Annotated in this window: 21 protein-coding genes; 18 read left to right on the forward strand and 3 right to left on the reverse strand. The window is 69.5% G+C overall.

Annotated elements, in window-relative coordinates:
• The first annotated feature begins 130 nt into the window (after positions 1-130).
• The 4 genes from ccrA (at position 131) to ACO073_RS11785 (ending at position 5,991) form a co-directional block, all read left to right on the forward strand.
• Positions 131-1,420 carry a crotonyl-CoA carboxylase/reductase gene (gene ccrA, locus ACO073_RS11770; RefSeq protein ID WP_421997590.1) on the forward strand — a complete coding sequence of 430 codons (1,290 nt, stop codon included), beginning with the start codon at positions 131-133 and terminating at the stop codon, positions 1,418-1,420.
• Positions 1,420-3,054, forward strand: a complete 1,635-nt coding sequence (locus ACO073_RS11775; RefSeq protein ID WP_421997591.1) for an acyl-CoA dehydrogenase family protein — start codon at positions 1,420-1,422, stop codon at positions 3,052-3,054. Before ccrA ends, ACO073_RS11775 begins: the two co-directional genes overlap by 1 nt.
• Positions 3,055-3,229: 175 nt before the next feature.
• Complete coding sequence (locus tag ACO073_RS11780; protein ID WP_421997592.1) at positions 3,230-4,765, forward strand: DUF1800 domain-containing protein; 1,536 nt, start codon at positions 3,230-3,232, stop codon at positions 4,763-4,765.
• A gap of 2 nt (positions 4,766-4,767) precedes the next feature.
• The gene (locus tag ACO073_RS11785; RefSeq protein WP_421997593.1) at positions 4,768-5,991 is read left to right on the forward strand and encodes a DUF1501 domain-containing protein; all 1,224 of its coding nucleotides are present in this window, start codon (positions 4,768-4,770) and stop codon (positions 5,989-5,991) included.
• Positions 5,992-6,101: 110 nt separating this feature from the next.
• On the opposite strand, the gene ACO073_RS11790 is transcribed toward ACO073_RS11785, so the two are convergent.
• Entirely contained in the window at positions 6,102-7,643 is a 1,542-nt protein-coding gene (locus ACO073_RS11790) for an arylsulfatase (RefSeq protein WP_421997594.1), read from the reverse strand.
• A gap of 49 nt (positions 7,644-7,692) precedes the next feature.
• On the reverse strand, positions 7,693-8,421 hold the full coding sequence (locus tag ACO073_RS11795; RefSeq protein WP_421997595.1) for a helix-turn-helix domain-containing protein: 729 nt from the start codon (positions 8,419-8,421) through the stop codon (positions 7,693-7,695).
• A 122-nt stretch (positions 8,422-8,543) separates the two neighbouring features.
• Here ACO073_RS11795 and ACO073_RS11800 point away from each other — a divergent pair, with 122 nt between their 5' ends.
• From ACO073_RS11800 to ACO073_RS11850, 11 genes are all read left to right on the forward strand, one after another.
• Positions 8,544-9,512: a Bug family tripartite tricarboxylate transporter substrate binding protein gene (locus tag ACO073_RS11800; RefSeq protein WP_421997596.1), complete on the forward strand. Its 969-nt coding sequence runs from the start codon at positions 8,544-8,546 to the stop codon at positions 9,510-9,512.
• Between the two features lie 9 nt (positions 9,513-9,521).
• Complete coding sequence (locus ACO073_RS11805) at positions 9,522-10,406, forward strand: TauD/TfdA dioxygenase family protein (RefSeq protein ID WP_421997597.1); 885 nt, start codon at positions 9,522-9,524, stop codon at positions 10,404-10,406.
• Positions 10,407-10,456: 50 nt separating this feature from the next.
• Positions 10,457-11,098: an HAD family hydrolase gene (locus tag ACO073_RS11810; RefSeq protein WP_422002122.1), complete on the forward strand. Its 642-nt coding sequence runs from the start codon at positions 10,457-10,459 to the stop codon at positions 11,096-11,098.
• On the forward strand, positions 11,095-12,519 hold the full coding sequence (locus ACO073_RS11815) for a flavin monoamine oxidase family protein (protein ID WP_421997598.1): 1,425 nt from the start codon (positions 11,095-11,097) through the stop codon (positions 12,517-12,519). The genes ACO073_RS11810 and ACO073_RS11815 overlap by 4 nt, the downstream gene beginning before the upstream one ends.
• 3 nt (positions 12,520-12,522) lie before the next feature.
• Positions 12,523-12,732, forward strand: coding sequence for an HIG1 domain-containing protein (locus tag ACO073_RS11820; RefSeq protein ID WP_421997599.1), 210 nt, complete (start codon positions 12,523-12,525; stop codon positions 12,730-12,732).
• Positions 12,733-12,736: 4 nt separating this feature from the next.
• On the forward strand, positions 12,737-13,330 hold the full coding sequence (locus ACO073_RS11825; protein WP_421997600.1) for a cob(I)yrinic acid a,c-diamide adenosyltransferase: 594 nt from the start codon (positions 12,737-12,739) through the stop codon (positions 13,328-13,330).
• Positions 13,327-13,764 carry a GNAT family N-acetyltransferase gene (locus ACO073_RS11830; protein ID WP_421997601.1) on the forward strand — a complete coding sequence of 146 codons (438 nt, stop codon included), beginning with the start codon at positions 13,327-13,329 and terminating at the stop codon, positions 13,762-13,764. Before ACO073_RS11825 ends, ACO073_RS11830 begins: the two co-directional genes overlap by 4 nt.
• Positions 13,765-13,962: 198 nt before the next feature.
• Positions 13,963-14,712: an electron transfer flavoprotein subunit beta/FixA family protein gene (locus ACO073_RS11835; protein ID WP_421997602.1), complete on the forward strand. Its 750-nt coding sequence runs from the start codon at positions 13,963-13,965 to the stop codon at positions 14,710-14,712.
• Position 14,713: 1 nt separating this feature from the next.
• Positions 14,714-15,649 (forward strand): electron transfer flavoprotein subunit alpha/FixB family protein, encoded by a 936-nt coding sequence (locus tag ACO073_RS11840; RefSeq protein WP_421997603.1) that lies wholly within the window; start codon positions 14,714-14,716, stop codon positions 15,647-15,649.
• Positions 15,650-15,665: 16 nt separating this feature from the next.
• Positions 15,666-16,538, forward strand: coding sequence for a 3-hydroxybutyryl-CoA dehydrogenase (locus ACO073_RS11845; RefSeq protein WP_421997605.1), 873 nt, complete (start codon positions 15,666-15,668; stop codon positions 16,536-16,538).
• 46 nt (positions 16,539-16,584) lie between these two features.
• Positions 16,585-17,034, forward strand: coding sequence for a hypothetical protein (locus ACO073_RS11850; protein WP_421997606.1), 450 nt, complete (start codon positions 16,585-16,587; stop codon positions 17,032-17,034).
• A 36-nt stretch (positions 17,035-17,070) separates the two neighbouring features.
• Here the strand turns inward: ACO073_RS11850 and ACO073_RS11855 are convergent, their stop codons facing one another.
• A complete protein-coding gene (locus ACO073_RS11855) occupies positions 17,071-17,595 on the reverse strand; it encodes a TlpA family protein disulfide reductase (RefSeq protein WP_421997607.1) in 525 nt (174 codons plus the stop codon).
• A gap of 80 nt (positions 17,596-17,675) precedes the next feature.
• On the opposite strand from ACO073_RS11855, the gene argH reads away from it, so the two are divergent.
• The 3 genes from argH to ACO073_RS11870 all read left to right on the forward strand — a co-directional run bounded on the left by argH (position 17,676) and on the right by ACO073_RS11870 (position 23,127).
• Positions 17,676-19,118 carry an argininosuccinate lyase gene (argH, locus tag ACO073_RS11860; protein ID WP_421997608.1) on the forward strand — a complete coding sequence of 481 codons (1,443 nt, stop codon included), beginning with the start codon at positions 17,676-17,678 and terminating at the stop codon, positions 19,116-19,118.
• Positions 19,119-19,274: 156 nt separating this feature from the next.
• Positions 19,275-20,549: a diaminopimelate decarboxylase gene (lysA, locus tag ACO073_RS11865; RefSeq protein WP_421997609.1), complete on the forward strand. Its 1,275-nt coding sequence runs from the start codon at positions 19,275-19,277 to the stop codon at positions 20,547-20,549.
• 10 nt (positions 20,550-20,559) lie between these two features.
• The gene (locus ACO073_RS11870) at positions 20,560-23,127 is read left to right on the forward strand and encodes a TIGR02302 family protein (protein WP_421997610.1); all 2,568 of its coding nucleotides are present in this window, start codon (positions 20,560-20,562) and stop codon (positions 23,125-23,127) included.
• The last annotated feature ends 16 nt before the right edge of the window (positions 23,128-23,143 follow it).

The raw sequence follows: 23,143 nt of genomic DNA on the forward strand, positions 1-23,143 counted from the left end.
GGATTCTCGATTTTCGTGGGTAATTAAGTTGTTTTTCCGCTGACTGAATTGCAACGTTGTGAAATTTGTGCGTTGCACTCTCGCGCGCGCAGCAATAGGTTTGCCGCACTGCGAGAGGGAGTCAGCAACAATGTCCGTGGTCGCCTTCAGCCCCCGGCCTCATCCGACGGCCAACCAGCCGCGCAAGGATCTCTACGAGATCGGCGAGATCCCGCCGCTCGGCCACGTGCCGAAGAACATGTACGCCTGGGTGATCCGGCGCGACCGTCACGGTCCGCCCGAGCAGTCGATGCAGCTCGAGGTCGTCCCCACCCATGCTATCGGCGAGGACGAGGTGCTGGTCCTCGTGATGGCGGCGGGCGTCAACTACAACGGCGTGTGGGCCGGGCTCGGCCTGCCGATCTCGCCGTTCGACGTGCACAAGCAGCCGTTCCACATCGCGGGCTCCGATGCCTCGGGCATCGTCTGGGCGGTCGGCGCCAAGGTGAAGCGCTGGAAGGTCGGCGACGAGGTCGTCATCCACTGCAACCAGGATGACGGCGACGACGAGGAGTGCAACGGCGGCGATCCGATGTTCTCGACCAGCCAGCGCATCTGGGGCTACGAGACGCCGGACGGCTCGTTCGCGCAATTCTGCCGCGTCCAGGCTCGCCAGCTCATGAAGCGCCCGGCCCATCTCACCTGGGAGGAGGGCGCTTCCTACACGCTGACGCTGGCGACCGCCTACCGCATGCTGTTCGGCCATCGTCCGCACATCCTGCGGCCGGGCCACAACGTGCTGGTGTGGGGCGCGGCGGGTGGCCTGGGGTCGATGGCGATCCAGCTCATCGCCACGGCCGGCGCCAACGCCATCGGCGTTATCTCCGATCCGTCGAAGACGGACTTCGTGATGCAGCTCGGGGCCAAGGGCGTCATCAACCGCAACGACTTCGACTGCTGGGGCCAGCTGCCCGACGTCGACGACCAGAAGAACTACGCCGAGTACATGAAGAAGGTCCGCAAGTTCGGCGCGGCCATCTGGGAGATCACCGGCAAGGGCAACGACGTCGACTTCGTGTTCGAGCATCCCGGCGAGCAGACATTCCCGGTCTCGTGCAACATCGTGAAGCGCGGCGGCATGGTCGTCTTCTGCGCCGGCACCACCGGCTTCAACCTCACCATGGACGCCCGCTTCGTGTGGATGCGCCAGAAGCGCATCCAGGGCAGCCACTTCGCCAACCTCCTGCAGGCGAGCCAGGCCAACCAGCTCGTGGTCGAGCGCCGCATCGATCCCTGCATGAGCGAAGTCTTCGAGTGGGCCGACATCCCCAAGGCCCACACCAAGATGTGGAAGAACCAGCACAAGCCCGGGAACATGGCCGTGCTGGTCTCGGCCAAGCGGCCCGGCCTGCGCACGCTCGAAGACGCGCTGGACGACTGATGCTGCTGGACAATCTGCTCGGCCTCGCTTCCCAGGCGGAGGGCGACGCCGAGGCGTACGAGGTCGCCGCCCGAGAGGCGGTGCGCCGGCTGGTGGCGCCCACCGGCAAGGTCGATCCGGCGATCCTGGAGCGCGAGCAGTTCGCCGCGCACGGCTTCGCCTGGATCGCGACCTACGTCTCCGCCCTGCGCCAGATGCGGCGCTGGGCCGAGCAGGGGCCGAAGGGAGAGCTCGAGCTCCTGATGCTGCAGTCGGCATTCGGCGAATACCTGGCCCAGCTCTCGGGCGGCATCGCCATCAGCCAGGTCGAGATCGTGCGGCCGGGCGACCTCGGCCTCGACGCGAGCGCCCTCGATACGCCGGCGGTCGCCAAGCTCGTCGCCGCCAACAGCTCGGCCGTGCGCCTGCGCATCGCCGAGCTGATCGCCGACGGACTCGACACCGGCAATTTCGGTGCGCTCGGGCTCGATGACGAGGCTCTCGAGGAGGTGCGGCGCCAGTTCCGCCGGTTCGTCGACGGCGAAGTGGCGCCCTACGCCCACGACTGGCACCTGAAGGACGAGCTGATCCCGCTGCCGGTGGTCGAGAAGATGGCCGAGCTCGGCGTCTTCGGGCTCACCATTCCCGAGGAATGGGGCGGGCTCGGCATGGGCAAGCTCGCGATGTGCGTGGTCACCGAGGAACTGTCGCGCGGCTATATCGGCGTCGGCTCGCTCGGCACGCGCTCGGAGATCGCCGCCGAGCTAATCCGCGCCGGCGGCACCGAGGCGCAGAAGGAGAAGTATCTCGGCCGCATCGCCTCGGGCGAGCTGCTGCCGACCGCGGTCTTCACCGAGCCGAACACCGGCTCGGACCTCGCCAGCCTGCGCACGCGCGCGGTGCTGGAAGGCGACGTCTACAGGATCCAGGGCAACAAGACCTGGATCACCCACGCCGCCCGCGCCGACATCATGACCCTGCTGGCGCGCAGCGACGCGTCCAAGCCCGGCTACCAGGGCCTGTCGATGTTCCTGGCCGAAAAGCCCCGCGGCACCGACGGCGAGCCGTTCCCCGCCAAGGGCATGAGCGGCGGCGAGATCCGCGTGCTGGGCTATCGCGGCATGAAGGAATACGAGATTGGCTTCGACGGCTTCGAGGTCCCGGCGGCGAACCTGCTGGGCGGCAAGGAAGGGCAGGGCTTCAAGCAGCTCATGGCGACCTTCGAGAGTGCCCGCATCCAGACCGCGGCGCGTGCCGTCGGCGTGGCGCAGAACGCGCTCGAGCTCGGACTGCGCTACGCCCGGGAGCGCATCCAGTTCGCCAAGCCGCTCTATGCCTTCCCGCGCGTTGCCGGAAAGGTCGCCTGGATGGCGGTCGAGACCATGATCGCCCGCCAGCTCACCTATTTCGCCGCCCGCGAGAAGGACAGCGACCGCCGCTGCGACATCGAGGCGGGCATGGCCAAGCTGCTGGCCGCGCGCGTGGCCTGGAGCAATGCCGACAACGCCCTGCAGATCCACGGCGGCAACGGCTATGCGATGGAATACCCGGTGAGCCGCGTCCTGTGCGACGCCCGCATCCTCAACATCTTCGAGGGCGCCGCCGAGATCCAGGCCCAGGTCGTCTGCCGCGGCCTGATCGACGGACGGAACTGACCGCCGGGAACGGGACGGTCGGGAACGGGGCGGCCGGCGCGTCGTTGCCCGAGACACCGGCGCGCCCCGCTTCCGACGCAAGTTGGACTTCTTGGCGGCAGCCGGGGATAGCGGCCGGGGAGCGGCCGTAGCGCCTTGTGGGGCGGCGTTCGTGCCCCGAAGGACGGGCCGACACATGAGCAACGACATCGACGCCGCGCTTGCCCTCTCCCGGTTTGGTCTCGGGGCGAAGGACGGCAGCCTGTCTGCGATCCAGCCCGATCCGCGTGCCGCCTTGCGCCGCGAAATCACCGAGCGGGCGCTGGCGATGCCTGCCGGGCCCGATCTCAAGTCCTCCGCCGAGCTGCTGGTGGAGCTCTTCGCCTATCAGAAGGCGCAGCGCCTGGAGCGCGAACGCAAGAAGACCGAAGCCTCCGGCGACAAGGCGAAGTCGGGCCCTGCGATGGCCGAGATGGCCAAACCCGAGGGCGGGATGGAAGCGGGCGAGATGACGCGCCGCCGCTTCCTGCGTCCGTCGATGGAGAAGCCCGCGCCAGGGCCCGGGACAGGGAACAAGCCCGCGACCGGGAAGGCGATGGCGGACTACAAGCCGCAACTCGTCTACCTCGCCGAGGTCGATGCCCGCTTCAACGGCACGATCCGCGAGCCGGTGGTCGGCTTCCCGGAGCGGTTGGCCATGTTCTGGGCCAACCATTTCGCGGTCGCGGTCAACAAGGGCGGGGAGGTCCGGGTGACCGCCGGCGCCTTCGAGCGCGAGGCCATCCGGCCGCACCTGTTCGGCCGCTTCGAGGACATGCTGCTGGCCGTCGAATCCCATCCCGCCATGCTGGCCTTCCTCGACAACCAGCAGTCGATCGGACCGGGCTCGCGGGCCGGCGCGCGCTCCAAGCGCGGCCTGAACGAGAACCTGGCGCGCGAAATCCTCGAGCTCCACACGCTCGGCGTGAACGGCGGCTACAGCCAGCGCGACGTCACCTCCCTGTCCGCGATCATCACCGGCTGGACGATCGCGCGCGGCCAGCAGATCGCCCGTGGCCAGCCGCTCGGTCCGCCGGGGACCTTCGCCTTCAATCCGAATACCCACGAGCCGGGCCCCCAGACGGTGCTCGGCGTCAGCTATCCCGACCGGGGCGTCGAGCAGGGGCGGGCCGCCCTGCGTGCCCTCGCCAGCCATCCTGCGACGGCAAAGCATCTCGCGCTCAAGCTGGCGCGGCACTTCGTGGCCGACGCGCCGCCGCCCAACCTGGTGGCGCGCCTCGCCGAGACCTTCGCCCGCACGCGCGGCGACCTCTCGGCCATCTACCTCGCGCTCATCGATTCGCCGGAGGCCTGGACGCCGGAACGCCGCAAGATCCGTTCGCCTCAGGAATACGTGGTGGCGATGCTGCGGACGAGCGGCGAGCGTCCGCGCCCGCAGGCGATCGTCGGCCTGCTGCGGGCGCTCGGCCAGCCGCTGTGGAACCCGTCGGGTCCGAACGGCTATGCCGACAGTGTCGATGCCTGGGCCTCCTCGGAGGGGCTCGCCACGCGCATCGACGCCGCCAACCTCGTCGCGGCGTCCGCGCGCGGCCATGGCGATCCGAGGAACCTGGTGCGCGAGGCGCTGGGTCCGCTCCTGTCGCCGCAGACGGATCAGGCGATGGCGCGGGCCGAGGACCGCAAGCAGGCCTTGTCGCTCGCCTTCCTGTCCCCCGAGTTCCAGAGGCGCTGACCATGGTTCTCCCGTTTCGCCTTCCCTCCCTGTCGCGCCGCTTGATCGCCGGTGGTGCGGGTGCCGTCTTTGCCTCGGCCTTCATGCCGCGGGTGCTGAGCGCCGCCGGCGCTCGCGATCCCAGGCTGGTGGTCATCGTGCTGCGCGGCGCCCTCGACGGGCTGAGCGCGGTCCCGCCGGTCGGCGATCCCGCCTACAGGGAGCTGCGCCAGCAGCTCGCGTTCGACCTCGACGGGCCGAACAAGGCCGTTCGTCTCGACGACCTGTTCGGTCTGCACGGCAGCATGGGCACCGTCGCGCGGCTCTATGTGGCCCGCGAGGCCGCGATCGTCCATGCCAGCGCCACGCCCTACCGCGAACGCTCGCATTTCGACGGACAGGACGTGCTGGAATCGGGCTATGCCGCTCCGGGCCGCATCGACTCCGGCTGGCTCAACCGCCTGATCGCGGCCCTGCCACGGGGCGAGCGGGTCGCCACCCAGGCGCCGCCGCGCGGCCTGGCCGTCGGTCCGACCGCGCCGCTCGTGATCCGCGGCCCCGCGCCGGTCCTGGGCTGGGCGCCGGCGACCCTGAAGGCGGCCGATCCGGACCTGCCGCGGCGGTTGACCGACCTCTACGCCCACACCGATCCGATGTTCGCTCGGCTGCTCGAGGAAGGGATCGAGACCGGCAAGATCGCGGCGGGGCTCGACATGAAGGCCCGCGGCAGCGCCGGCGATCCGGTCGGCATGGAACAGATGGCGGCCGGCGCGGCGCGCCTGCTGGCCCAGCCCGCCGGCCCGCGCGTCGTCGCGCTGGCCTTCGAGGGCTGGGACACCCATGCCCAGGAGCTCGGCCGCCTGGCGCGGCTGCTGAGCGGCCTCGACGGCGCCATCGCCGCCTTCCACAAGGAGCTCGGCCCGGCGTGGAAGGACACCGCGGTCGTCGTCGTCACGGAGTTCGGCCGCACCGCGCGGGTCAACGGCACGCAGGGCACCGATCACGGCACCGGCACGGTCATGCTCCTGGCTGGTGGCGCCATCCGGGGCGGCCGCGTGATCGGCGACTGGCCGGGCCTGGCGCAGAACCGGCTGCGCGACGGCCGCGACCTTGCACCGACGACCGACACGCGGGCGGTGATCAAGGGCATCGCCGCCGACCTGTTCGGCGTCTCCGCCGCCGCGCTCGACCGCGACGTGTTCCCGGAGTCGGCCGCCGCCCGGCCGATGAAGGACGTGGTCGCCTAGTCTAGGGGCGAATCAGTGGAGCGGGGACCTCCAGGTCCGCATCATGATCATGAGCGGACCTGGAGGTCCGCGCTCCGGCAGCATCACAACTTCTCCGCGACGCTCGCGGCTCACGAGGCCGGCGCGTCGCGCCGGTCGGCGACGTTCAGTCCCATCACCTTCTTCGGCGGATACTTGCGGAAGGTCGCGAGATGGTGGCGTGCCCCCAACTGGAACGCTTCGACGTAGGCCAGCTTGCGCGTCAGGTAATTGTGCTGCTCCTTGGGGTCCAGATAGAGGTTGAACAGCTTCGGGTAGGTGTAGCGCTCGAGCACGCCGGTGAAGCCGCCGGGACCCGCCGCATCGGTGGCGTCGTCGCTGGTCGCCGACAGGACCATCTTGTACTCGCCGCACCGCAGGCCCGAGAAGGTCTGCGACAGCCAGTAGTAGTGGTACTTGCGGTTCGACAGGCCCTCCGGCGCCAGCAGGAAGCTCGTCTGGTCGACGCCGTCGATGTAGCGGTCCGACGGCAGCAGCTCCGACGCGCCGGCCAGCCCGAGCGCCGTCGGCAGCAGGTCGTTGAAGTCGAACAGCCCGTCGCTCTGGCGGCCGGCATCGATCGTGCCGGGCCATACCATCAGGCCGGGCACGCGCACGCCGCCTTCCCAGGTCGAGCCCTTGGCGCAGCGGAACGGGGTGAAGGCCGAATCGGGCCAGGTCTCCATGTGCGGGCCGTTGTCGGACGACACGAAGATCAGCGTGTCCTCGAGCTGGCCCGATTCGCGCAGCGCCTCGACGAGGCGACCCATGATGTCGTCGAGCTCGAGCAGCGTGTCCTTGTAGGGGTGCTTCGCCGGCGAGCGGCCGAGGTACTTCTCGTGCGGATAGTTGTCGAAGTGGGCCCCGCGCGTGCAGTGATAGAGCAGCCACGGCCTGTCGCTCGTCGCCTGCTTCTTGATGAAATCGATGGAGTAGCGGCACCACTTCTCGTCGAGCTCCGAGAGGACGGGGATCGTCACCTCCTCGACATTGGTCGCCTCGCCGCCCCTGGTCGCGTGCACGAAGCAGCGGTTGAAGGGCATGTTCTTGATCCACTCGGTGCGGGCGCCGGAGTAGACGATCTCCGGGAAGAAGTGCGGATCGCGCCACTCGGTGTACATGTCCGACACCGACAGGAAGCCGTAGAAGTCGTCGTAGCCGACATGCTGCGGCTGGCTCTCGCGGTTCTCGCCGATATGCCATTTGCCCACGGCCTGCGTGGTGTAGCCGGCCTGGCCGAGCAGCATGGGCAGCGTGATCTCGCCCTGCAGGCCGCCCGGTTCGCCGTACATCGGCGGGCGGTGCAGCCCGTGGCGGTTGGGCACGCGGCCGGTGTGCAGCGTGGCGCGCGAGGGCGAGCAGGACGGCTCGGAATAGCACGAGGTGAGCTGCAGGCCGTTGCGCGCCAGCCGGTCGAAATGAGGCGTCGGCGCGCCGACCGCGACTCCGCCGCCGTAGCAGCCGAAGTCGCCCCAGCCGACATCGTCCATCAGGTAGATCAGGATGTTGGGCTTCTTCCGTCGCGCCGCGAGCTTGCGGGCGGCCGCCTCGATGTCGGCGCGGTGCTCGAAGGCCGGTTCGAGATGGTCCGCCCGGCGCACGGTCGGCGTGGCGATGGCATCGAATGTCGTCATGTTTCCCCCGTCGGTCTTGGCTCTTCCATAGCCGCGCCCGGCACGGGCGTCAGCCGGCATCGGCGGCGATGTCGGCGGCAAGCGTCCGCAACAGGGGGCCGTAGCGCGTGCCCGCCGCCGTCTCGTCCATGGCCGAGCGCGTGAAGCGCATGGAGATGCAGCCGAGCACGCGGCCGCGCCGGCGGATGGCGACGGCGATTCCCTGCAGGCGCGCCGGCCGGTCGAGGACGGTGAAGGCGTGGCCCTGGCGGCGGATCCGGGCGAAGGCCGCCTCCATCGCCGCGTCGGGGCGGACGCCGAGGTCGCGCAGGGTCGCGGCGCGCTCGTCGTCGGGGCAGAAGGCGAGCCAGACGCGGCCCAGCGCGCCCGACAGGATCGGGCTTCGCCGCTGCAGCGCGGCGCGCTCGAACGACAGCGGGCTCTCGGGCGCGGTGGAGAAGCGGATGGTCATGGCACGGTGGCTGATCGTGCCGAGATACAGCGGCCAGCCGTGCGCCCGGGTGAAGCGGCGCATGTGCGGCGCCGCGGCATCGACCAGATGGTCGATGAAGCGGATGCCCTGGGCAAGGCCGAGAACGCGGTCGGTGAGCCGGTAGCCCATGCTGCGCGAGATGCGCGTCACGTAGCCCAGATCGATCAGCGTGTGCAGGAGGCGCACCACCGTGGGGCGGGGCAGGGCGGTCTCGGCGGCCAGTTCGGAGATCGTCCCGTGCGGGCGGCGGCTCAACGCCTCGACCAGCGCGAAGCTTCGCCGGACGGGATCGACGGTGCGCGACATGCCGCCGACGTTATTCCGTACGACGGACTTCGTCGACTCGGGCGGAGCCAGCCGCGACCGGTCGCGCTAGGCTTCGCGCAACAACGAAATACCGGAGGAAGCGCCATGCGGCGCAGCAGCTCATGATCCGCAGACGACACCTTCCCCTGCTGCTGGGCGCGGCCGCCGCCGCCCGGCCGGCGCTGGCCCAGGCGCCGAAGTTCCCGTCGGGACGCGTCACCGTCGTCGTGCCGTTTCCCGCCGGCGCCGCGACGGACATCAGCGCCCGCATCTACGCCGAGCGCCTGTCGGCCCTGTGGAACCAGCCCGTGGTCGTCGACAACAAGGGGGGCGGCAACGGCATCCCGGCGGCCGAGGCGGTGGCGCGCGCCAGGCCCGACGGACTGACGATCTTCGCCACCTCGGCGATGACCCAGGCGGTCAACCCCGCGATCTACGACAAGCTGCCCTACGACCCGATCGCGAGCTTCGAGGCGGTCACCCGCATGGGCACGTCGCCCTTCGTGCTGCTGGTCGACCGGAACAGCCCGATCAACAGCGCGGCCGAGCTGACGGCGAAGCTCAAGGCCGAGCCCGGCAAGCACAATTACGGCGCCGGTGCGCTGCCCGCGCGCGTTGCATCCGAGCTCTACAAGCTCGCCGCCGGCGTCGACGCGACCTACGTCGGCTACAAGAGCAATCCGCAGGCGATCCCCGACGTGCAGAGCGGCCTGCTCACCTTCATGATGATCGACACGGTGAACGCCAAGGTCGCGATCGACCGCGGCGCCCTGAAGGGCCTGTTCGTGACCGACGCCGAACGCTATGCCGCCGTGCCCGACCTGCCGACCGCGGCGGAGGCGGGCTACCCCGACGTGCTGCTGACGACCTGGACCGGCTTCTACGTCCCGAAGGGAACGCCGCGCGAGATCGTCGAGACGATCAACGCCGACATCCGCAAGGTCGCCGCCCTTCCCGAGGTCCTGGAAAGGCTGGCGTCGATCGGCGGCGTCCCCAAGCTGATGAGCCAGGCCGAGTTCGCCGCCTTCACGGCCTCGGAGAAGGAGCGCTGGGGCAAGATCATCAATCGTGCCAATATCAGGCTGGAGTAGGAGAGAGCCATGCAAGGTTCGCTGCGCGGCAATGGCGGCCCCCGCTACCGTCACACGGCCGATGAAGGGGCGCCGTACGAGACCATCACCATCGACAAGCTGACGCCCATCATCGGGGCGGAGATCGGCGGCATCGACCTCAGCCAGCCGCTCGGCAATCGCCAGCACGACGAGCTGCATCGCGCGCTGGCCGAGAACCTGGTCATCTTCTTCCGCGACCAGCACGTCTCGCCCGACCAGCATCTCGCCTTCGGCCGCATGTTCGGCGACCTGCACGTCCATCCGGCGGCGCCGCACGAGGCGGGCAAGCCCGAGCTCATGGTCATCCACGCCGACAAGGACAGTCCGCGGGCCAACGGCGAGGGCTGGCACACCGACGTGAGCTGCGACCTCGAGCCGCCGATGGGCAGCATCCTGTACATCAAGACCTGTCCGCCCAAGGGCGGCGACACGCTGTTCGCCAGCATGTACGCGGCCTACGAGGCGCTGTCGGACCGGATGAAGGCCTATCTCGAGGGCCTGACCGCGATCCATGACGGCGAGCAGGTGTATCGCGGCCTCTACCGGAACTACGGCGTTGCCGACAAGCCGGAGTATCCGCGGGCCGAGCATCCGGTGATCCGCACGCATCCGGTGACCGGCAGGAAGGCACTCTACGTCAATCGCGGCTTCACGCGCGCCCTCGTCGGCGTGCCGCGCGACGAGAGCGACGGCATCCTGCGCTATCTCTACGAGCACATGGAGAATCCGCTGTTCCAGTGCCGCTTCCGCTGGCGCGAGAACTCGATCGCCTTCTGGGACAATCGCTGCGTCCAGCATCGCGCGATGTGGGACTACTGGCCGCATACGCGCAGCGGAAACCGGGTTACAGTGGCCGGCGACAAACCCTACTGACGTCGGCCCCTTCGGCGGGCCTGGCAACCCGAAGAAGGCCGTACTTGCTTGTGATCTTCGATTGCGACGGCGTGCTGGTCGACAGCGAGCCGCTCGCCAATGCGAGCTTCTCCCGTGCGCTCCAGCCGCACGGGCTCGACTGGACGGTCGAGGAGACGATGCGGCGCCTGATGGGCCGGTCGCTGGCATCCTGCATCGAGATCTGCGAGGCCGAGCTCGGCCGCAAGCTTCCCGAGGATTTCCTCGAGAAGATGCAGGCCGTGACCTACCGACACTTCTGCGAAGCGCCGCTGCAGCCGGTTGCGGGCGTCCGGGCCGCGATCGAGGCGATGCAAGCCAGCGGGCTCGCGACCTGCGTGGCCAGCTCGGGTTCGCCGGACAAGATGCGCTTCACCCTCGGCCTGACCGGCCTGTGGGAGCTGTTCGAAGGCCGCATCTTCAGCGCCAGCCAGGTGCCGCGCGGCAAGCCGTTCCCCGACCTCTTCCTGCATGCCGCGATCGCCATGGACGAGCAGCCCTTCGCCTGCACGGTGATCGAGGACTCCGTGCCCGGCATCCAGGCGGCGCGGGCGGCGGGGATGCGGGCGCTCGCCTACGCCGGCGCGCCGTATGCCGACCGGGCGGCGCTGGCGGCCGCGGGCGGCGAGCTGTTCGACGACATGGCGCTGCTGCCCGCGCTGGTGCGGCCGTGACCGGCTCGTGGTCGATGGGCGCCGGCACGGCCGAGCGCGTGCTGGTGGTCGGCGCCGGCATGGCCGGCCTGGTGGCCGCGCGTCTGCTGCACGATTCGGGCTTCGCGGTCACCGTGCTGGAGGCGCGACCCCGGCTCGGCGGCCGCACCTGGACCGACAGCACGCTCGGCGCGCCGCTCGACCTCGGCGGCTCGTGGGTGCACGGCGTCGATGGCAATCCGCTCACTCTGTGGTGCGAGAAGCTGGGCATCGCCCTGGTCGAATCCCAGGGCGACCGGCTGCTGATCGACGACCGCGCGACGGCGCCGACGCGCGAGGGCCAGCGCCGCCGGGCCGTGATGGGCCGCATGGCCTTCCGGGCCGCCATCGAATGGGCGAGCTGGCGCAGCCGGGCGCTGACGCGGGTCCACGGGCCGCGCTCGATCTCGGTCAGGCAGGCGGTCGAGCCGCTGGTGCGCGCCTCCTGGCTCTCCGATGTCGACAAGCTGGTGATCGGCACCTTCATCGAGATGAGCGAGGGCGTGCAGGGCGCGCCCTGGGACGCCATCGCCGCGGAGGAATGGTTTCCCACCGAGGGGCTCGAACGCAACGCCCAGCCCCGCGGCGGCTTCCACACGCTGGTCGAGGACGCCGCCCGGGGCCTCGCGGTGCGGCTCGGAGCGCCGGTGCAACGCATCCTCTGGACCGGCTCGAGCGTGGAGGCGGTGCTGGCGAGCGGCGAGCGCCTGTCCGCCGACCGGGCGCTGGTCACCGTGCCCGTCGGCCTGCTGCGGGCCGGGCTGCCGGCGCTCGACCCGGCGCCCCCGCCGGACCAGCAGACCGCCATCGGCCGGCTGGGCTACGGCGCCGGCGTGCTGGGCAAGATCTACCTGCGGTTTCCCCGCCGGTTCTGGCCGGAGCATCCCAAGTGGTTCGGCCGCCTGCCGGATTCGCCCGAGCGGCGGGGCACCTTCAACACCTGGGTCAGCCATCTCGACGAGACCGACCAGCCGATCCTGCTCAGCTTCAGCAACGGTCCGACGGCGGCACGGCTTGACCGCAGCGCCGGCGACGACGAAGTAAGGGCGCTGGCGGTGTCGTCGCTGCGCAAGATGTTCGGCGACGCGGTGGTCGAGCCGGAGGCGATGCTCTTCCCACGGTGGCTGAGCGATCCGTGGTCGCGCGGCGGCTATTCCTATCCGGGGGTCGGCAGCGCGCCGGAAGACCGCGCGGTCCATGCGCGGCCGCTCGGCCAGCGCGTGTTCTTCGCCGGCGAGGCCACCGAGCCGGTGGAGTACGGGACGGTGCATGCCGCCCTGTGGTCCGCCGAGCAGGCGGCGGAGGCGATCTTCCGGCGGGCGACGGGCGTCGCGGCGACACAGGCGGCGCGGCCGTGGGCCGGTGCGCGCCGGGGTGCCGGGCGGCACAACGAAGGGATGTGAGCGATGGCGGCGAAGATATTGTTCGTGCTGGTGATCGTGTCGGGGCTCGCGACGCTCGCCACCCTGTTCATCGGGCTCATCAGCATGAGCCGGAATGCCAACAGCAGCGTCGAGGGCGGGCGGCGCAGCAACCGCATCATGTGGTGGCGCGTGCGGCTGCAGTTCCTGACGATCATCCTGATCGGCCTTTGGTACCTCGCGAGCCGGGCCTGAGCGCATGGTCACGCTGACCCGCATCTACACCCGCGGCGGCGACGCCGGCGAGACCTCGCTGGGGCGCGGCGAACGCGTGCCCAAGCACGACGTGCGGGTCGAGGCCTACGGCACGACCGACGAGGCCAATTCGGTGATCGGCCTGGCCCGCGTCGCCATCGCGCGCGCCGCCGCCGGCGATCCCCGGCTGGCCGAGGCCGACGCCATGCTGGGCCGCATCCAGAACGACCTGTTCGACCTCGGCGCCGACCTCTGCACGCCCGAGGGCGAGGAGCGGCGCGGCGAGGGGGCGCTGCGCATGGTCGCGTCCCAGGTCGAGCGCCTGGAACGCGAGATCGACGCCATGAACGCCGAGTTGCAGCCGCTGAAGTCCTTCATCCTGCCCGGCGGCAGCGAGGCGGCGGCCTGGCTGCATCTTGCACGCACCGTGGCCCGCCGCGCCGAGCGCTGCATGACCCGCCTGGCGGCCGACCAGCCGGTCAATCCCGAGGCCATCAAGTACATCAACCGGTTGTCGGACCATCTCTTCGTGCTGGCGCGACGCGTGAACGACAACGGCGCCAACGACGTGCTCTGGGTGCCGGGCGGCAGTCGTTGATCGAGGTTCGTGACGTGGAGAGCACGGATCATCCGGAGTGGCACAGGATGTGGCGGGCCAATTGCGCTCACTACGGCGTCTCGATACCCGCGGCGGATGACCGCGAGCTGTGGCGCCGGATCATGGACCCGGACTATCCGATGGGCGCGCTGATAGGCGGTACGCCGTCCGTCGGCATTGCGAACTACGTGCTCCACCCTCACACGTTCAGCAGCCGCATGGTCTGCTATCTCGAAGACCTCTGGGTCGAGCCGTCCGCACGAGGTGCGGGATGGGGTCGCAAATTCATCGATGCGCTCGTCGCCCGCGGTCGCGACCGGGGATGGCGCCGAGTCTACTGGCATACGGAACGCGACAACGTGGCGGCGCGCCGGCTGTACGACCGTGTCGCCCGCGCCACCGACTACGTTCGCTACGACATATCCATGCCGTGACGGTGCGACGCGCGCCCTTCGGTTGCCGGGTGGAGCCCGCCCGCTGCTACAAGCTGTTGAAAAAACGAACAAAAACGTCCCGCCCTGCGATTTTGTGCAGTGCGCCATAGCCTTGACATGGTCGGCTGAACACCCCTACACGAAAACCCCTTCGCCGGGCGGGAGGTCTGGCGGCAACTCACCTATAGGCGCAACGCGATGAAAGTGCTGGTCGCGGTCAAGCGGGTCATCGACTACAACGTCAAGATCCGCGTCAAGGCCGACAACACGGGCGTCGAGACGGCGAACGTCAAGATGTCCATGAACCCCTTCGATGAGATCGCCGTGGAAGAGGCGATCCGCATGAAAGAGAAGGGCGCCGCGACCGAGATCATCGCCTTTTCCGCCGGCCCGGCCCAGTGCCAGGAGACGATCCGCACCGCGCTCGCCATGGGCGCCGACCGCGGCGTGCTGGTGCAGACCGACGCCGAGCTGCAGCCGCTGGCCGTCGCCAAGCTGATGAAGGCGGTGGTCGACAAGGAGCAGCCCGGGCTGGTCATCGTCGGCAAGCAGGCGATCGACGACGATTCCAACCAGACCGGCCAGATGCTGGCCGCGCTGCTGGGCTGGTCGCAGGGCACCTTCGCCAACAAGCTGAACGTCGCCGACGGATCGGTCGAGGTGAAGCGCGAGGTCGACGGCGGCCTGGAGAACATCAAGCTCAAGCTGCCGGCCGTGATCACGACCGACCTGCGCCTCAACGAGCCGCGCTACGCCTCGCTGCCCAACATCATGAAGGCCAAGAAGAAGCCGATCGAGACGCTGGCGCCGGACGCGCTGGGCGTCGACGTCGCGCCGCGCCTCAAGACGCTGAAGGTCGAGGAGCCGCCCAAGCGCAAGGCCGGCATCAAGGTGAAGACCGTCGCGGAGCTGGTCGACAAGCTGCGCAACGAAGCGGGAGTGATCTGACATGGCCGTCCTGGTTGTCGCCGCGCACGACGGCAAGACCGTGCGCAGCAACGTCGCCAATGCCGTGACGGCGGCGGCGCAGATGGATCCCGAGGTCCATGTCCTGGTGGCCGGCAGCAACGCCGGCGAGGCCGCCAAGTCGGCCGCCGCCCTGCAGGGCGTCGCCAAGGTGCTGGAGGCCGAGGACGCGGCCTACGCCAACTGGGTGGCCGAGGACGTGGCGCCGCTGGTCGTCAAGCTGGCGCCGTCCTACAGCCACGTCGTGATGGCCGCCGATTCGGTGGGCAAGAACGTCGCCCCGCGCGTCGCCGCGCTGCTCGACGTCGCCCAGGTCTCCGAGGCGATCCAGGTCGTCTCGCCCGACACGTTCGTGCGGCCGATCTACGCCGGCAACGCCATGGCGACCGTGCAGACCGCCGACAAGATCAAGATCGTCACCATCCGCCCGACCAACTTCAAGGCCGCGGCGGCCGGTGGATCGGCGCCGGTCGAGAAGGTCGACGGCACCGGCTCGACGGGCCTGTCGTCCTATGTCGGCGCCGAACTGTCGAAGAGCGAGCGGCCCGAACTGACCAGCGCCAAGATCGTCGTCTCGGGCGGCCGCGGCCTGGCCAGCGGCGAGAACTTCAAGATGCTCGAGGACCTGGCCGACAAGCTCGGCGCCGGCCTGGGCGCCAGCCGCGCCGCCGTCGACGCCGGCTACGTGCCCAACGACTACCAGGTCGGCCAGACCGGCAAGGTCGTGGCGCCGGACCTCTACATCGCCGTCGGCATCTCCGGCGCGATCCAGCATCTTGCCGGCATGAAGGACAGCAAGACCATCGTGGCGATCAACAAGGACGAGGAAGCGCCGATCTTCCAGGTCGCCGACTACGGCATCGTGGGCGATCTGTTCCAGATCGTGCCCGAGCTGACGGCCGCGGTGGAAAAGAAGTAACGCGGAGTATCGCGTCATGATCAAGCGCATCGGCGTCATCGGCGCCGGCCAGATGGGCAGCGGCATCGCCCATGTCTGTGCTCTCAAGGGCTTCGACATCCGGCTGTCGGATGTCGACCAGGGCCACCTCGACAAGGGCATCGACGCGATCGAGCGCAACATGGACCGGCAGATCGGCCGGGGCATGATCCGGCCGGAGGAGAAGGACGCGGCGCTCGGGCGCATCTCGACCAGCGTCGACTACAAGGCCTTCGCCGACTGCGACCTGATCGTCGAGGCGGCGACCGAGAACGAGGGCGTCAAGCGCGAGATCTTCAAGAAGCTGTGCGAGGGCCTGCCGCCGAACGTGCTGCTGGCGACCAACACCTCGTCGATCTCGGTGACGCGCCTGGCGTCGGTGACCGACCGGCCGGGCAAGTTCATGGGCATGCACTTCATGAACCCCGTGCCGATGATGGGGCTGGTCGAGCTGATCCGCGGCATCGCCACGGAGGAGGAGACCTTCCGCACGGTTCGCGACGTGGTGGTGCGCCTCGAGAAGAAGCCGGTGAATGCCGAGGACTTCCCGGCCTTCATCGTCAACCGCATCCTGCTGCCCATGATCAACGAGGCCGTCTATGCCCTCTACGAGGGCGTCGGCAACGTCGAGGCGATCGACACGGGCATGAAGCTCGGCGCCAACCATCCGATGGGACCGCTCGAGCTGGCCGACTTCATCGGCCTCGACACCTGCCTGTCGGTGATGCAGGTCCTGCACGAGGGCCTGGCCGATTCCAAGTATCGCCCGTGCCCGCTCCTGGTGAAGTACGTCGAGGCCGGCTGGGTCGGCCGCAAGGTCAAGCGCGGCTTCTACGACTATTCGGGCGAGCGGCCGGTCCCGACCCGCTAGAAGCGACGGTCGTCTGCGAGGGCATATGAGCGTGAAGGCGGCGAGCATGACGGCCCTGGCGGGCTTGGCAGCGCTGGTCGGCGTGGTCCTGCCGGTCGTTCCCGCCGAAGCGCAATGGGTCTTTCTCGCCCGCCGCGCGCTCGGCCGCATCGAGCACATGCGCGAGGGCGGACAGCAGCCGGGCCAGTCGCAGTCCGACTTCGCCACGGTGATCCTCGATGCGCCCGCGGCCCGCGTCTACGAGACGGCGCTGGCGGCGGCGCGCAAGAATCCGAGGGTGGCGGTGATCATGCAGGATCCGGGGCAGCATCGGCTGCAGATCGCCGAAGGCGACCGGACGGCGACCCTGACCGTCGTGCCATTCAGCGACGAGGTCTCGCAGCTCATGATCGCGGGCCACGCCCGACCGGGCGAATCGCCCACCGCGTCGCTGGTCGTGCAGGCCGTCCTGCGCATCTGCCGGGAGATGGGCAAGCACTGCCAGCTGGGCGGCTGACTCCGGATCTCCGACGGGCCGTCCGCAACGGGGCGGCTACAGCGCCGCCTTCATGAGCGCGATCCCCTCGGGGGAATCCCAGTCGGCATCGCCTTCGATGCGGCCGATCTCGCGGCCCGCCGGATCGACCAGGATCGAGGTCGGCAGCAGCGACACGTCGAGCGTCGACATCGCCTTGCGCCCCTTGTCGTAATAGATGCCGAGATGGGTGAGCCCCTTCTCCTTGTAGAAGGGCGGCACCTTGGCCCGCGACGGCCCGTCGAGCGAGATCGGCAGCACCACGAACTTGTCCTTGGGCAGCGCCGCCTGCAGGCGGTCGAGGCTCGGCATCTCTTTCACGCAGGGCGCGCACCAGGTCGCCCACAGGTTGATCAGGCGGACCTTGCCCGTGAGGTCGGCGAGGCGCATCGGCTTGTCCTGCGCGTCGAGGAATTCGAGGTCCGGCATCGGCTTGGGCGGGACGGTCGGCTTGAACCGTTCCATGGCCCCCTTGATGAGCGTCGGCGGCAGCGCGGCCGCGGCGAGGCGGGGCAGCGCGATCGCGGCGACGATGCCGCTCACGACCGCCCGGCGGCCAGGGAGGAAATCTCGTACGGGATATGCCATAAGCCGCGTTCCTGAAGGTTCAATGGCTCATATTCATGGCACGGAAGAACACGACTGCGCGAGCACGCAAGACGCCGGCGGGCAAGCGGCCCTCCAACACGATGTGGGGCGGCCGATACAAGCTCGGCCCGGCCGAGATCATGGAGAAGATCAACGCCTCCATCGGCTTCGACCGCCGGCTCTACGCGCAGGATATCGAAGGCTCGATCGCCCACTGCGACATGCTGGTGGCGCAGGGCATCCTGACGCCCAAGGACGGGCGCGCCATCAAGCGCGGCCTCGCGCTGGTGCGGGCGGAGATCGAGGCAGGTCACTTCAAGTTCTCGACCAAGCTCGAGGACATCCATTTCAACGTCGAGGCGCGGCTCACCGAGCTGATCGGGCCGGCCGGCGGGCGCCTGCACACGGCGCGCTCGCGCAACGACCAGATCGCCCTCGACGTGCGCCTGTGGGTGCGCGACACGATCGACCGCTTCGAGGCGATGCTGCGCGACCTGCAGGAAGCGCTGATCGACCGTGCCGAGGAGCATGCCGCCACCATCATGCCGGGCTTCACGCATCTGCAGACCGCCCAGCCCATCACCTTCGGCCATCACCTGCTCGCCTATGTCGAGATGGTCGGCCGCGACCGGAGCCGGTTCGCCGACTGCCGCGCGCGTCTGAACGAATCGCCGCTCGGCGCGGCGGCGCTGGCCGGCTCGCCTCATCCGATCGATCCGCGCAAGACGGCGAAGGCGCTGGGCTTCGCGCGGCCGATGGCCAACTCGCTCGACGCCGTCTCCGACCGCGACTACGTCGTCGAGTTCATCGCCGCCGCCTCGCTGACCGCCGTGCATCTGTCGCGCCTGTCCGAGGAGATCGTGATCTGGTGCTCGGCGCCGTTCCGCTTCATCTCGCTCTCGGACGCCTTCACGACCGGCAGCTCGATCATGCCGCAGAAGCGCAACCCCGACGCCGCCGAGCTGACCCGCGCCAAGGTCGGCCGCATCGTCGGCGCCTTCACGGCGCTCTGCATCATCCTGAAGGGCCTGCCGCTGACCTACGGCAAGGACATGCAGGAGGACAAGGAGCCGCTGTTCGACGCCGCCGATTCGCTGGAGCTCGGCATCGCGGCCATGACCGGCATGGTGCGTGACCTCAAGGCCAATCCCGGGCGCATGCGCGCGGTCGCCTCGGCCGACTACTCGGTCGCCACCGATCTCGCCGACTGGCTGGTGCGCCAGGTCGGGTTGCCGTTTCGCCAGGCCCATCACGTCACCGGACGCCTGGTCGGGATCGCCGCCGACCGGGGTGTCGACCTCGACAAGCTGGCGCTGGCCGAGATGCAGGCGGTCGAGCCCAAGATCGATCGCGGCGTCTATCGGGTGCTGACCGTCGAGGCTTCGGTCAATGCCCGCCGGAGCCTGGGCGGCACCGCGCCGTCCAACGTCGTGCGAGCCGTGGCCGAGGCCCGCAAGCGCTTCCTGGGAAGGAAGTAGGATGAGCGACCCCAACGCTCCTCTCATGTTCCTCTCCCCCTCGAGGGAGAGGTTAGGCGAGGGCCCCCAACGCGCAGATCGTCTCCTTCATCGCCCCCTCACCCAGCCTCCCCCCCAAGGGGGAGAGGAGCATGATCTTCAGGACGGCCGAGCATCATGACCTTCTTCTCCTACAAGGACGGCGAGATGCACGCCGAGGGCGTGGCGCTCGGTGCCATCGCCGACAAGGTCGGCACGCCGTTCTACTGCTACTCGGCCGGCGCGCTGCGGGCGGCCTGGCAGGAATTCGCCGACGGCATCAAGGGGTTCGACGCCGATATCTGCTACGCGATGAAGGCCAATTCGAGCCTGGCGGTCATCCGCCTGTTCGGCGAGCTGGGCGCCGGCGCCGACATCGTGTCGGTAGGCGAGATGCGCCGCGCCCTGGCGGCCGGCATCCCGGCCGGGCGCATCGTCTATTCCGGCGTCGGCAAGAAGGCCTCCGAGCTGATGGCCGCCCTCGAGGCGGGCGTCGGCCAGATCAACGTCGAAAGTTCGGCCGAGCTCGAGACGCTGAACGCCGTGGCCGGCCAGCTCGGCGTCCGTGCCGACATCACCATCCGGGTCAACCCCGACGTCGACGCCGAGACGCATGCCAAGATCACGACGGGCCGCAAGGAGAACAAGTTCGGCATCGACATCGATCTCGCGCGCGAAGCCTTCCGGCTCGCCGGCGGCCTGCCCAACCTGCGGGTCGTGGGCGTCGCCATGCACATCGGCTCTCAGCTCACCTCGCTCGAACCCTATCGGGCGGCGATCGTGCGGGTCCGCGAGCTGATCGGCCAGCTCCGCGAGGACGGCCACCGCATCGAGCGCTTCGACATCGGCGGCGGGCTCGGCATCGTCTATGCCGCGGAGAAGCCGCCGGCCGTGGGCGACTTCGTCGCCCTGGTGGGCCGCGAGACGGCGGGGCTCGGCTGCAAGCTCACCTTCGAGCCGGGCCGCCGGCTCGTCGGCGAGGCGGGCGTGCTGGTCTCCGAGGTGATCCTGGTGAAGCCCGGCGCGGCCAAGACCTTCGTGATCGTCGACGCGGCCATGAACGACCTCATCCGGCCGACCCTGTACGAGGCCTGGCACGATATCGTGCCGGTGCGTGAACGCCCCGGTGCCGCCACGATCCGTTGCGACATAGTCGGGCCGATTTGCGAGTCGGGCGACTTTCTCGCACAGGACCGTGATCTGCCGCCGCTGGCTGCTGGCGACTTGGTCATGGTACGCTCGGCGGGTGCCTACGGGGCGGTGATGGCGTCGAGCTACAACAGCCGCCCGCTGGTGCCCGAGGTCATGGTCGATGGCACGCGTTTTGCGGTCACCCGCCCGAGGCCGACGATCGACGAAATGCTAGCGGCCGAACGGTTCCCGCCCTGGGTGGAGCCACCCGGTACAGAGTGAAAGGACGGCGATGGACGCCAGCCAGACCACGAGCTTCCAGGCCCCCGGCGTGGGGCGCAAGATCGGTTTGGCCTGGCTGGCGCTGGCGTGGGAAGGATTGTGGCCGCGGCTGGCGCCGGCGCTCGCCTTCGTCGCCCTGTTCGTGGCGGCCGCCCATCTCGACCTCTTCGCCGGCCTCGATCCCTGGGTCCATACCGGCCTGCTCGCGGTCCTCGCCCTTGCCCTGATCGGTCTTCTCGGATGGCGCCTGTGGGATTTCGCGTGGCCCACGCGGGAAGCCGCCATCCGGCGGCTGGAGCGCGACAGCGGCGTGCCGCATCGTCCCCTGGTCGCGGTCCAGGATCGCCTGGCGTCCGGCGGGACCGATCCCATGGCGGCCGCCCTGTGGGAGGCCCATCGCCGCCGCGAGGCCGAGCGGCTGGCCAGCCTGTCGAACGGTCCGGCGCATCCCGGGCTCGCGGTCCTCGACTCCTGGGCGCTGCGCTTCGTGCCGGTGCTGGCCCTGATCGTTGCGCTGGCGGTCGCCGGCGGCTGGCGCAGCGACCGGATGCTGGCGGCCGTGACCCCGGCCTTTCCGCCGCCGCCGCCCGTCGTCGCCAACCTGTGGATCGCGCCGCCGGCCTATACCGGCAAGCCGCCGATCTATCTCGACATGGCCGAGCACGACAAGGTCCTGCGCGTCCCGGTCGGCAGCAAGCTCGCGGGCTTCGTCGACGACGTGCGCGGCCGCAAGCCGCCGCAGCTCCTGGTGGACGGCAAGGCCACGGACTTCGCGACCGTCGGCAAGGGCAAGTTCCAGGTCGAGCAGGTCATCACCGAAGGCAAGGAGATCGCGCTGCAGGCGCGCGGCGAGCAGCAGGCGCACTGGAAGCTCCACGTCATTCCCGACCTCGCGCCGACCATCGAGTTCGCCCGGCCGATCGGCGTCGACAAGTGGTCGACCAAGGTCGAGTACATCGCCGGCGACGATTTCGGCGTCACCGGCGTGCAGCTCCAGATCCGCCTGCACGGCAGCGTGCTGGGCGACGACATGCTGAGCGACGACGAGGAGCCGGAGGTGCTGCGCATCGACCTGCCCGTCGCCGGCAACACCAAGAAGGTCGCCGACACCTTCGTCCGCGACCTCACCAGCCATCCCTGGGCCGGCCTCAAGGTCACGGTGATGCTGTTCGCGACCGACGCGATCGGCCAGAAGGGCCGCAGCGCGGTCGAGACCTTCCTGCTGCCCGAGCGCGTGTTCAACGATCCGACAGCGCGGGCGCTGATCGTTCTGCGCAAGGCGCTGACGCGCGATCCCAAGGCCTATCGTGCCGACGTGGCCGACGGCATGCGGATGATCCAGGCCAAGCCGGACGATTATCGCAACGACCCCGTGGTCCAGCTCGGCCTGCGCGTCGGCGCGGCGCGGCTGGCGCAGGGCACCGACAAGGAAAGCATCACCGAGACGCAGAAGCTCCTGTGGGACCTCGCCATGCGCATCGAGGGCGGCGCCATGTCCGACGCCGAGCGCGCGGTCGAGAACGCTCGCCAGGAACTGCGCGATGCCATGCAGCGCCAGGCCGGTGACGAGGAGATCGAGCGCCTGATCCAGCAGCTCTACGACGCCATGGCGAAGTGGCAGAAGGAGCTGGCCGAGAAGATGAAGGATCCCGAGGAACGCCGCCGCATGCAGGAGCAGGCGGAGAAGATGGATCCGAACAACGCCATCACCGGCGACGACATCCAGAAGATGCTGGATAAGATCCGCGAGATGGCGAAGAACGGCCAGCGCGAGGAGGCCAAGCGCCTGCTCGAGGAGCTGCGCAAGATGATGGAGAACGCCACGCCGATGATGGCGGGCCCCAACCAGCAGGGCCAGCAGGGACAGCGCGGCCAGCAGGGCCAGGGCAGCCAGCAGGGCCGCGAGATGATGAACCAGCTCGACCGCCTGTCGCGCCGGCAGAACCAGCTGCTGGGCGAGTCCGAGCGCGAGGGCCGCCAGCAGCAGGGTCGCCAGGGTCAGCAAGGCCAGCAAGGGCAGCGCGGCCAGCAGGGTCAGCAGGGGCAGCAGGGCCAGCGCGGGCAGGGCAACCAGCCCGGCGACGGCCAGTGGGGCGACCAGCAGCGCGGCCAGCAGGAGGGCCTGCGCCGGCAGCTCGGCGAGTTCATGAACAAGCTCGACGAGAACGGCATGGGCATGCCGGAATCGCTCGGCCGCGCCGAGCGCTCGATGCGCGAGGCCGAGGAGGCTCTGCGCCGCGGCGATCCGCGCGAGGCCTCGCGCTCCCAGCGCCGCGCGCTCGACAATCTGCAGCAGGGCATGACCGACATGGCCGAGCAGATGCGCCAGCGCGGACCGGGCAACGGCCAGGACATCGCCGAGATCGAGGAGCGCGAGCGCCGCAACGAGGACCGCGATCCGCTGGGCCGCTCCGACGGCAACTACGGCGATGCGGTCGACACCGGCACCGACAAGGTGCCGCTCGAGCTGGAGCGCCAGCGCAGTCGCGAGATCCTGGACGAGCTGCGCCGCCGGGCCGGCGAGCAGCGTCCCAAGGAAGAGCTCGACTACATCGATCGGCTGCTGAAGACCTACTGACGTCCGGAAGCGGCGC

It is taken from the genome of Reyranella sp., assembly GCF_965229815.1.
GTDB lineage: Bacteria > Pseudomonadota > Alphaproteobacteria > Reyranellales > Reyranellaceae > Reyranella.

Excerpts from the sequence above, each read along its gene's own strand:
- ccrA (WP_421997590.1), top strand. The coding sequence starts at position 131 with ATGTCCGTGGTCGCCTTCAGCCCCCGGCCTCATCCGACGGCCAACCAG.
- ACO073_RS11775 (WP_421997591.1), top strand. The coding sequence starts at position 1,420 with ATGCTGCTGGACAATCTGCTCGGCCTCGCTTCCCAGGCGGAGGGCGAC.
- ACO073_RS11780 (WP_421997592.1), top strand. The coding sequence starts at position 3,230 with ATGAGCAACGACATCGACGCCGCGCTTGCCCTCTCCCGGTTTGGTCTC.
- ACO073_RS11785 (WP_421997593.1), top strand. The coding sequence starts at position 4,768 with ATGGTTCTCCCGTTTCGCCTTCCCTCCCTGTCGCGCCGCTTGATCGCC.
- ACO073_RS11790 (WP_421997594.1), bottom strand. The coding sequence starts at position 7,643 with ATGACGACATTCGATGCCATCGCCACGCCGACCGTGCGCCGGGCGGAC.
- ACO073_RS11795 (WP_421997595.1), bottom strand. The coding sequence starts at position 8,421 with ATGTCGCGCACCGTCGATCCCGTCCGGCGAAGCTTCGCGCTGGTCGAG.
- ACO073_RS11800 (WP_421997596.1), top strand. The coding sequence starts at position 8,544 with ATGATCCGCAGACGACACCTTCCCCTGCTGCTGGGCGCGGCCGCCGCC.
- ACO073_RS11805 (WP_421997597.1), top strand. The coding sequence starts at position 9,522 with ATGCAAGGTTCGCTGCGCGGCAATGGCGGCCCCCGCTACCGTCACACG.
- ACO073_RS11820 (WP_421997599.1), top strand. The coding sequence starts at position 12,523 with ATGGCGGCGAAGATATTGTTCGTGCTGGTGATCGTGTCGGGGCTCGCG.
- ACO073_RS11825 (WP_421997600.1), top strand. The coding sequence starts at position 12,737 with ATGGTCACGCTGACCCGCATCTACACCCGCGGCGGCGACGCCGGCGAG.
- ACO073_RS11835 (WP_421997602.1), top strand. The coding sequence starts at position 13,963 with ATGAAAGTGCTGGTCGCGGTCAAGCGGGTCATCGACTACAACGTCAAG.
- ACO073_RS11840 (WP_421997603.1), top strand. The coding sequence starts at position 14,714 with ATGGCCGTCCTGGTTGTCGCCGCGCACGACGGCAAGACCGTGCGCAGC.
- ACO073_RS11845 (WP_421997605.1), top strand. The coding sequence starts at position 15,666 with ATGATCAAGCGCATCGGCGTCATCGGCGCCGGCCAGATGGGCAGCGGC.
- ACO073_RS11850 (WP_421997606.1), top strand. The coding sequence starts at position 16,585 with ATGACGGCCCTGGCGGGCTTGGCAGCGCTGGTCGGCGTGGTCCTGCCG.
- argH (WP_421997608.1), top strand. The coding sequence starts at position 17,676 with ATGGCACGGAAGAACACGACTGCGCGAGCACGCAAGACGCCGGCGGGC.
- lysA (WP_421997609.1), top strand. The coding sequence starts at position 19,275 with ATGACCTTCTTCTCCTACAAGGACGGCGAGATGCACGCCGAGGGCGTG.
- ACO073_RS11870 (WP_421997610.1), top strand. The coding sequence starts at position 20,560 with ATGGACGCCAGCCAGACCACGAGCTTCCAGGCCCCCGGCGTGGGGCGC.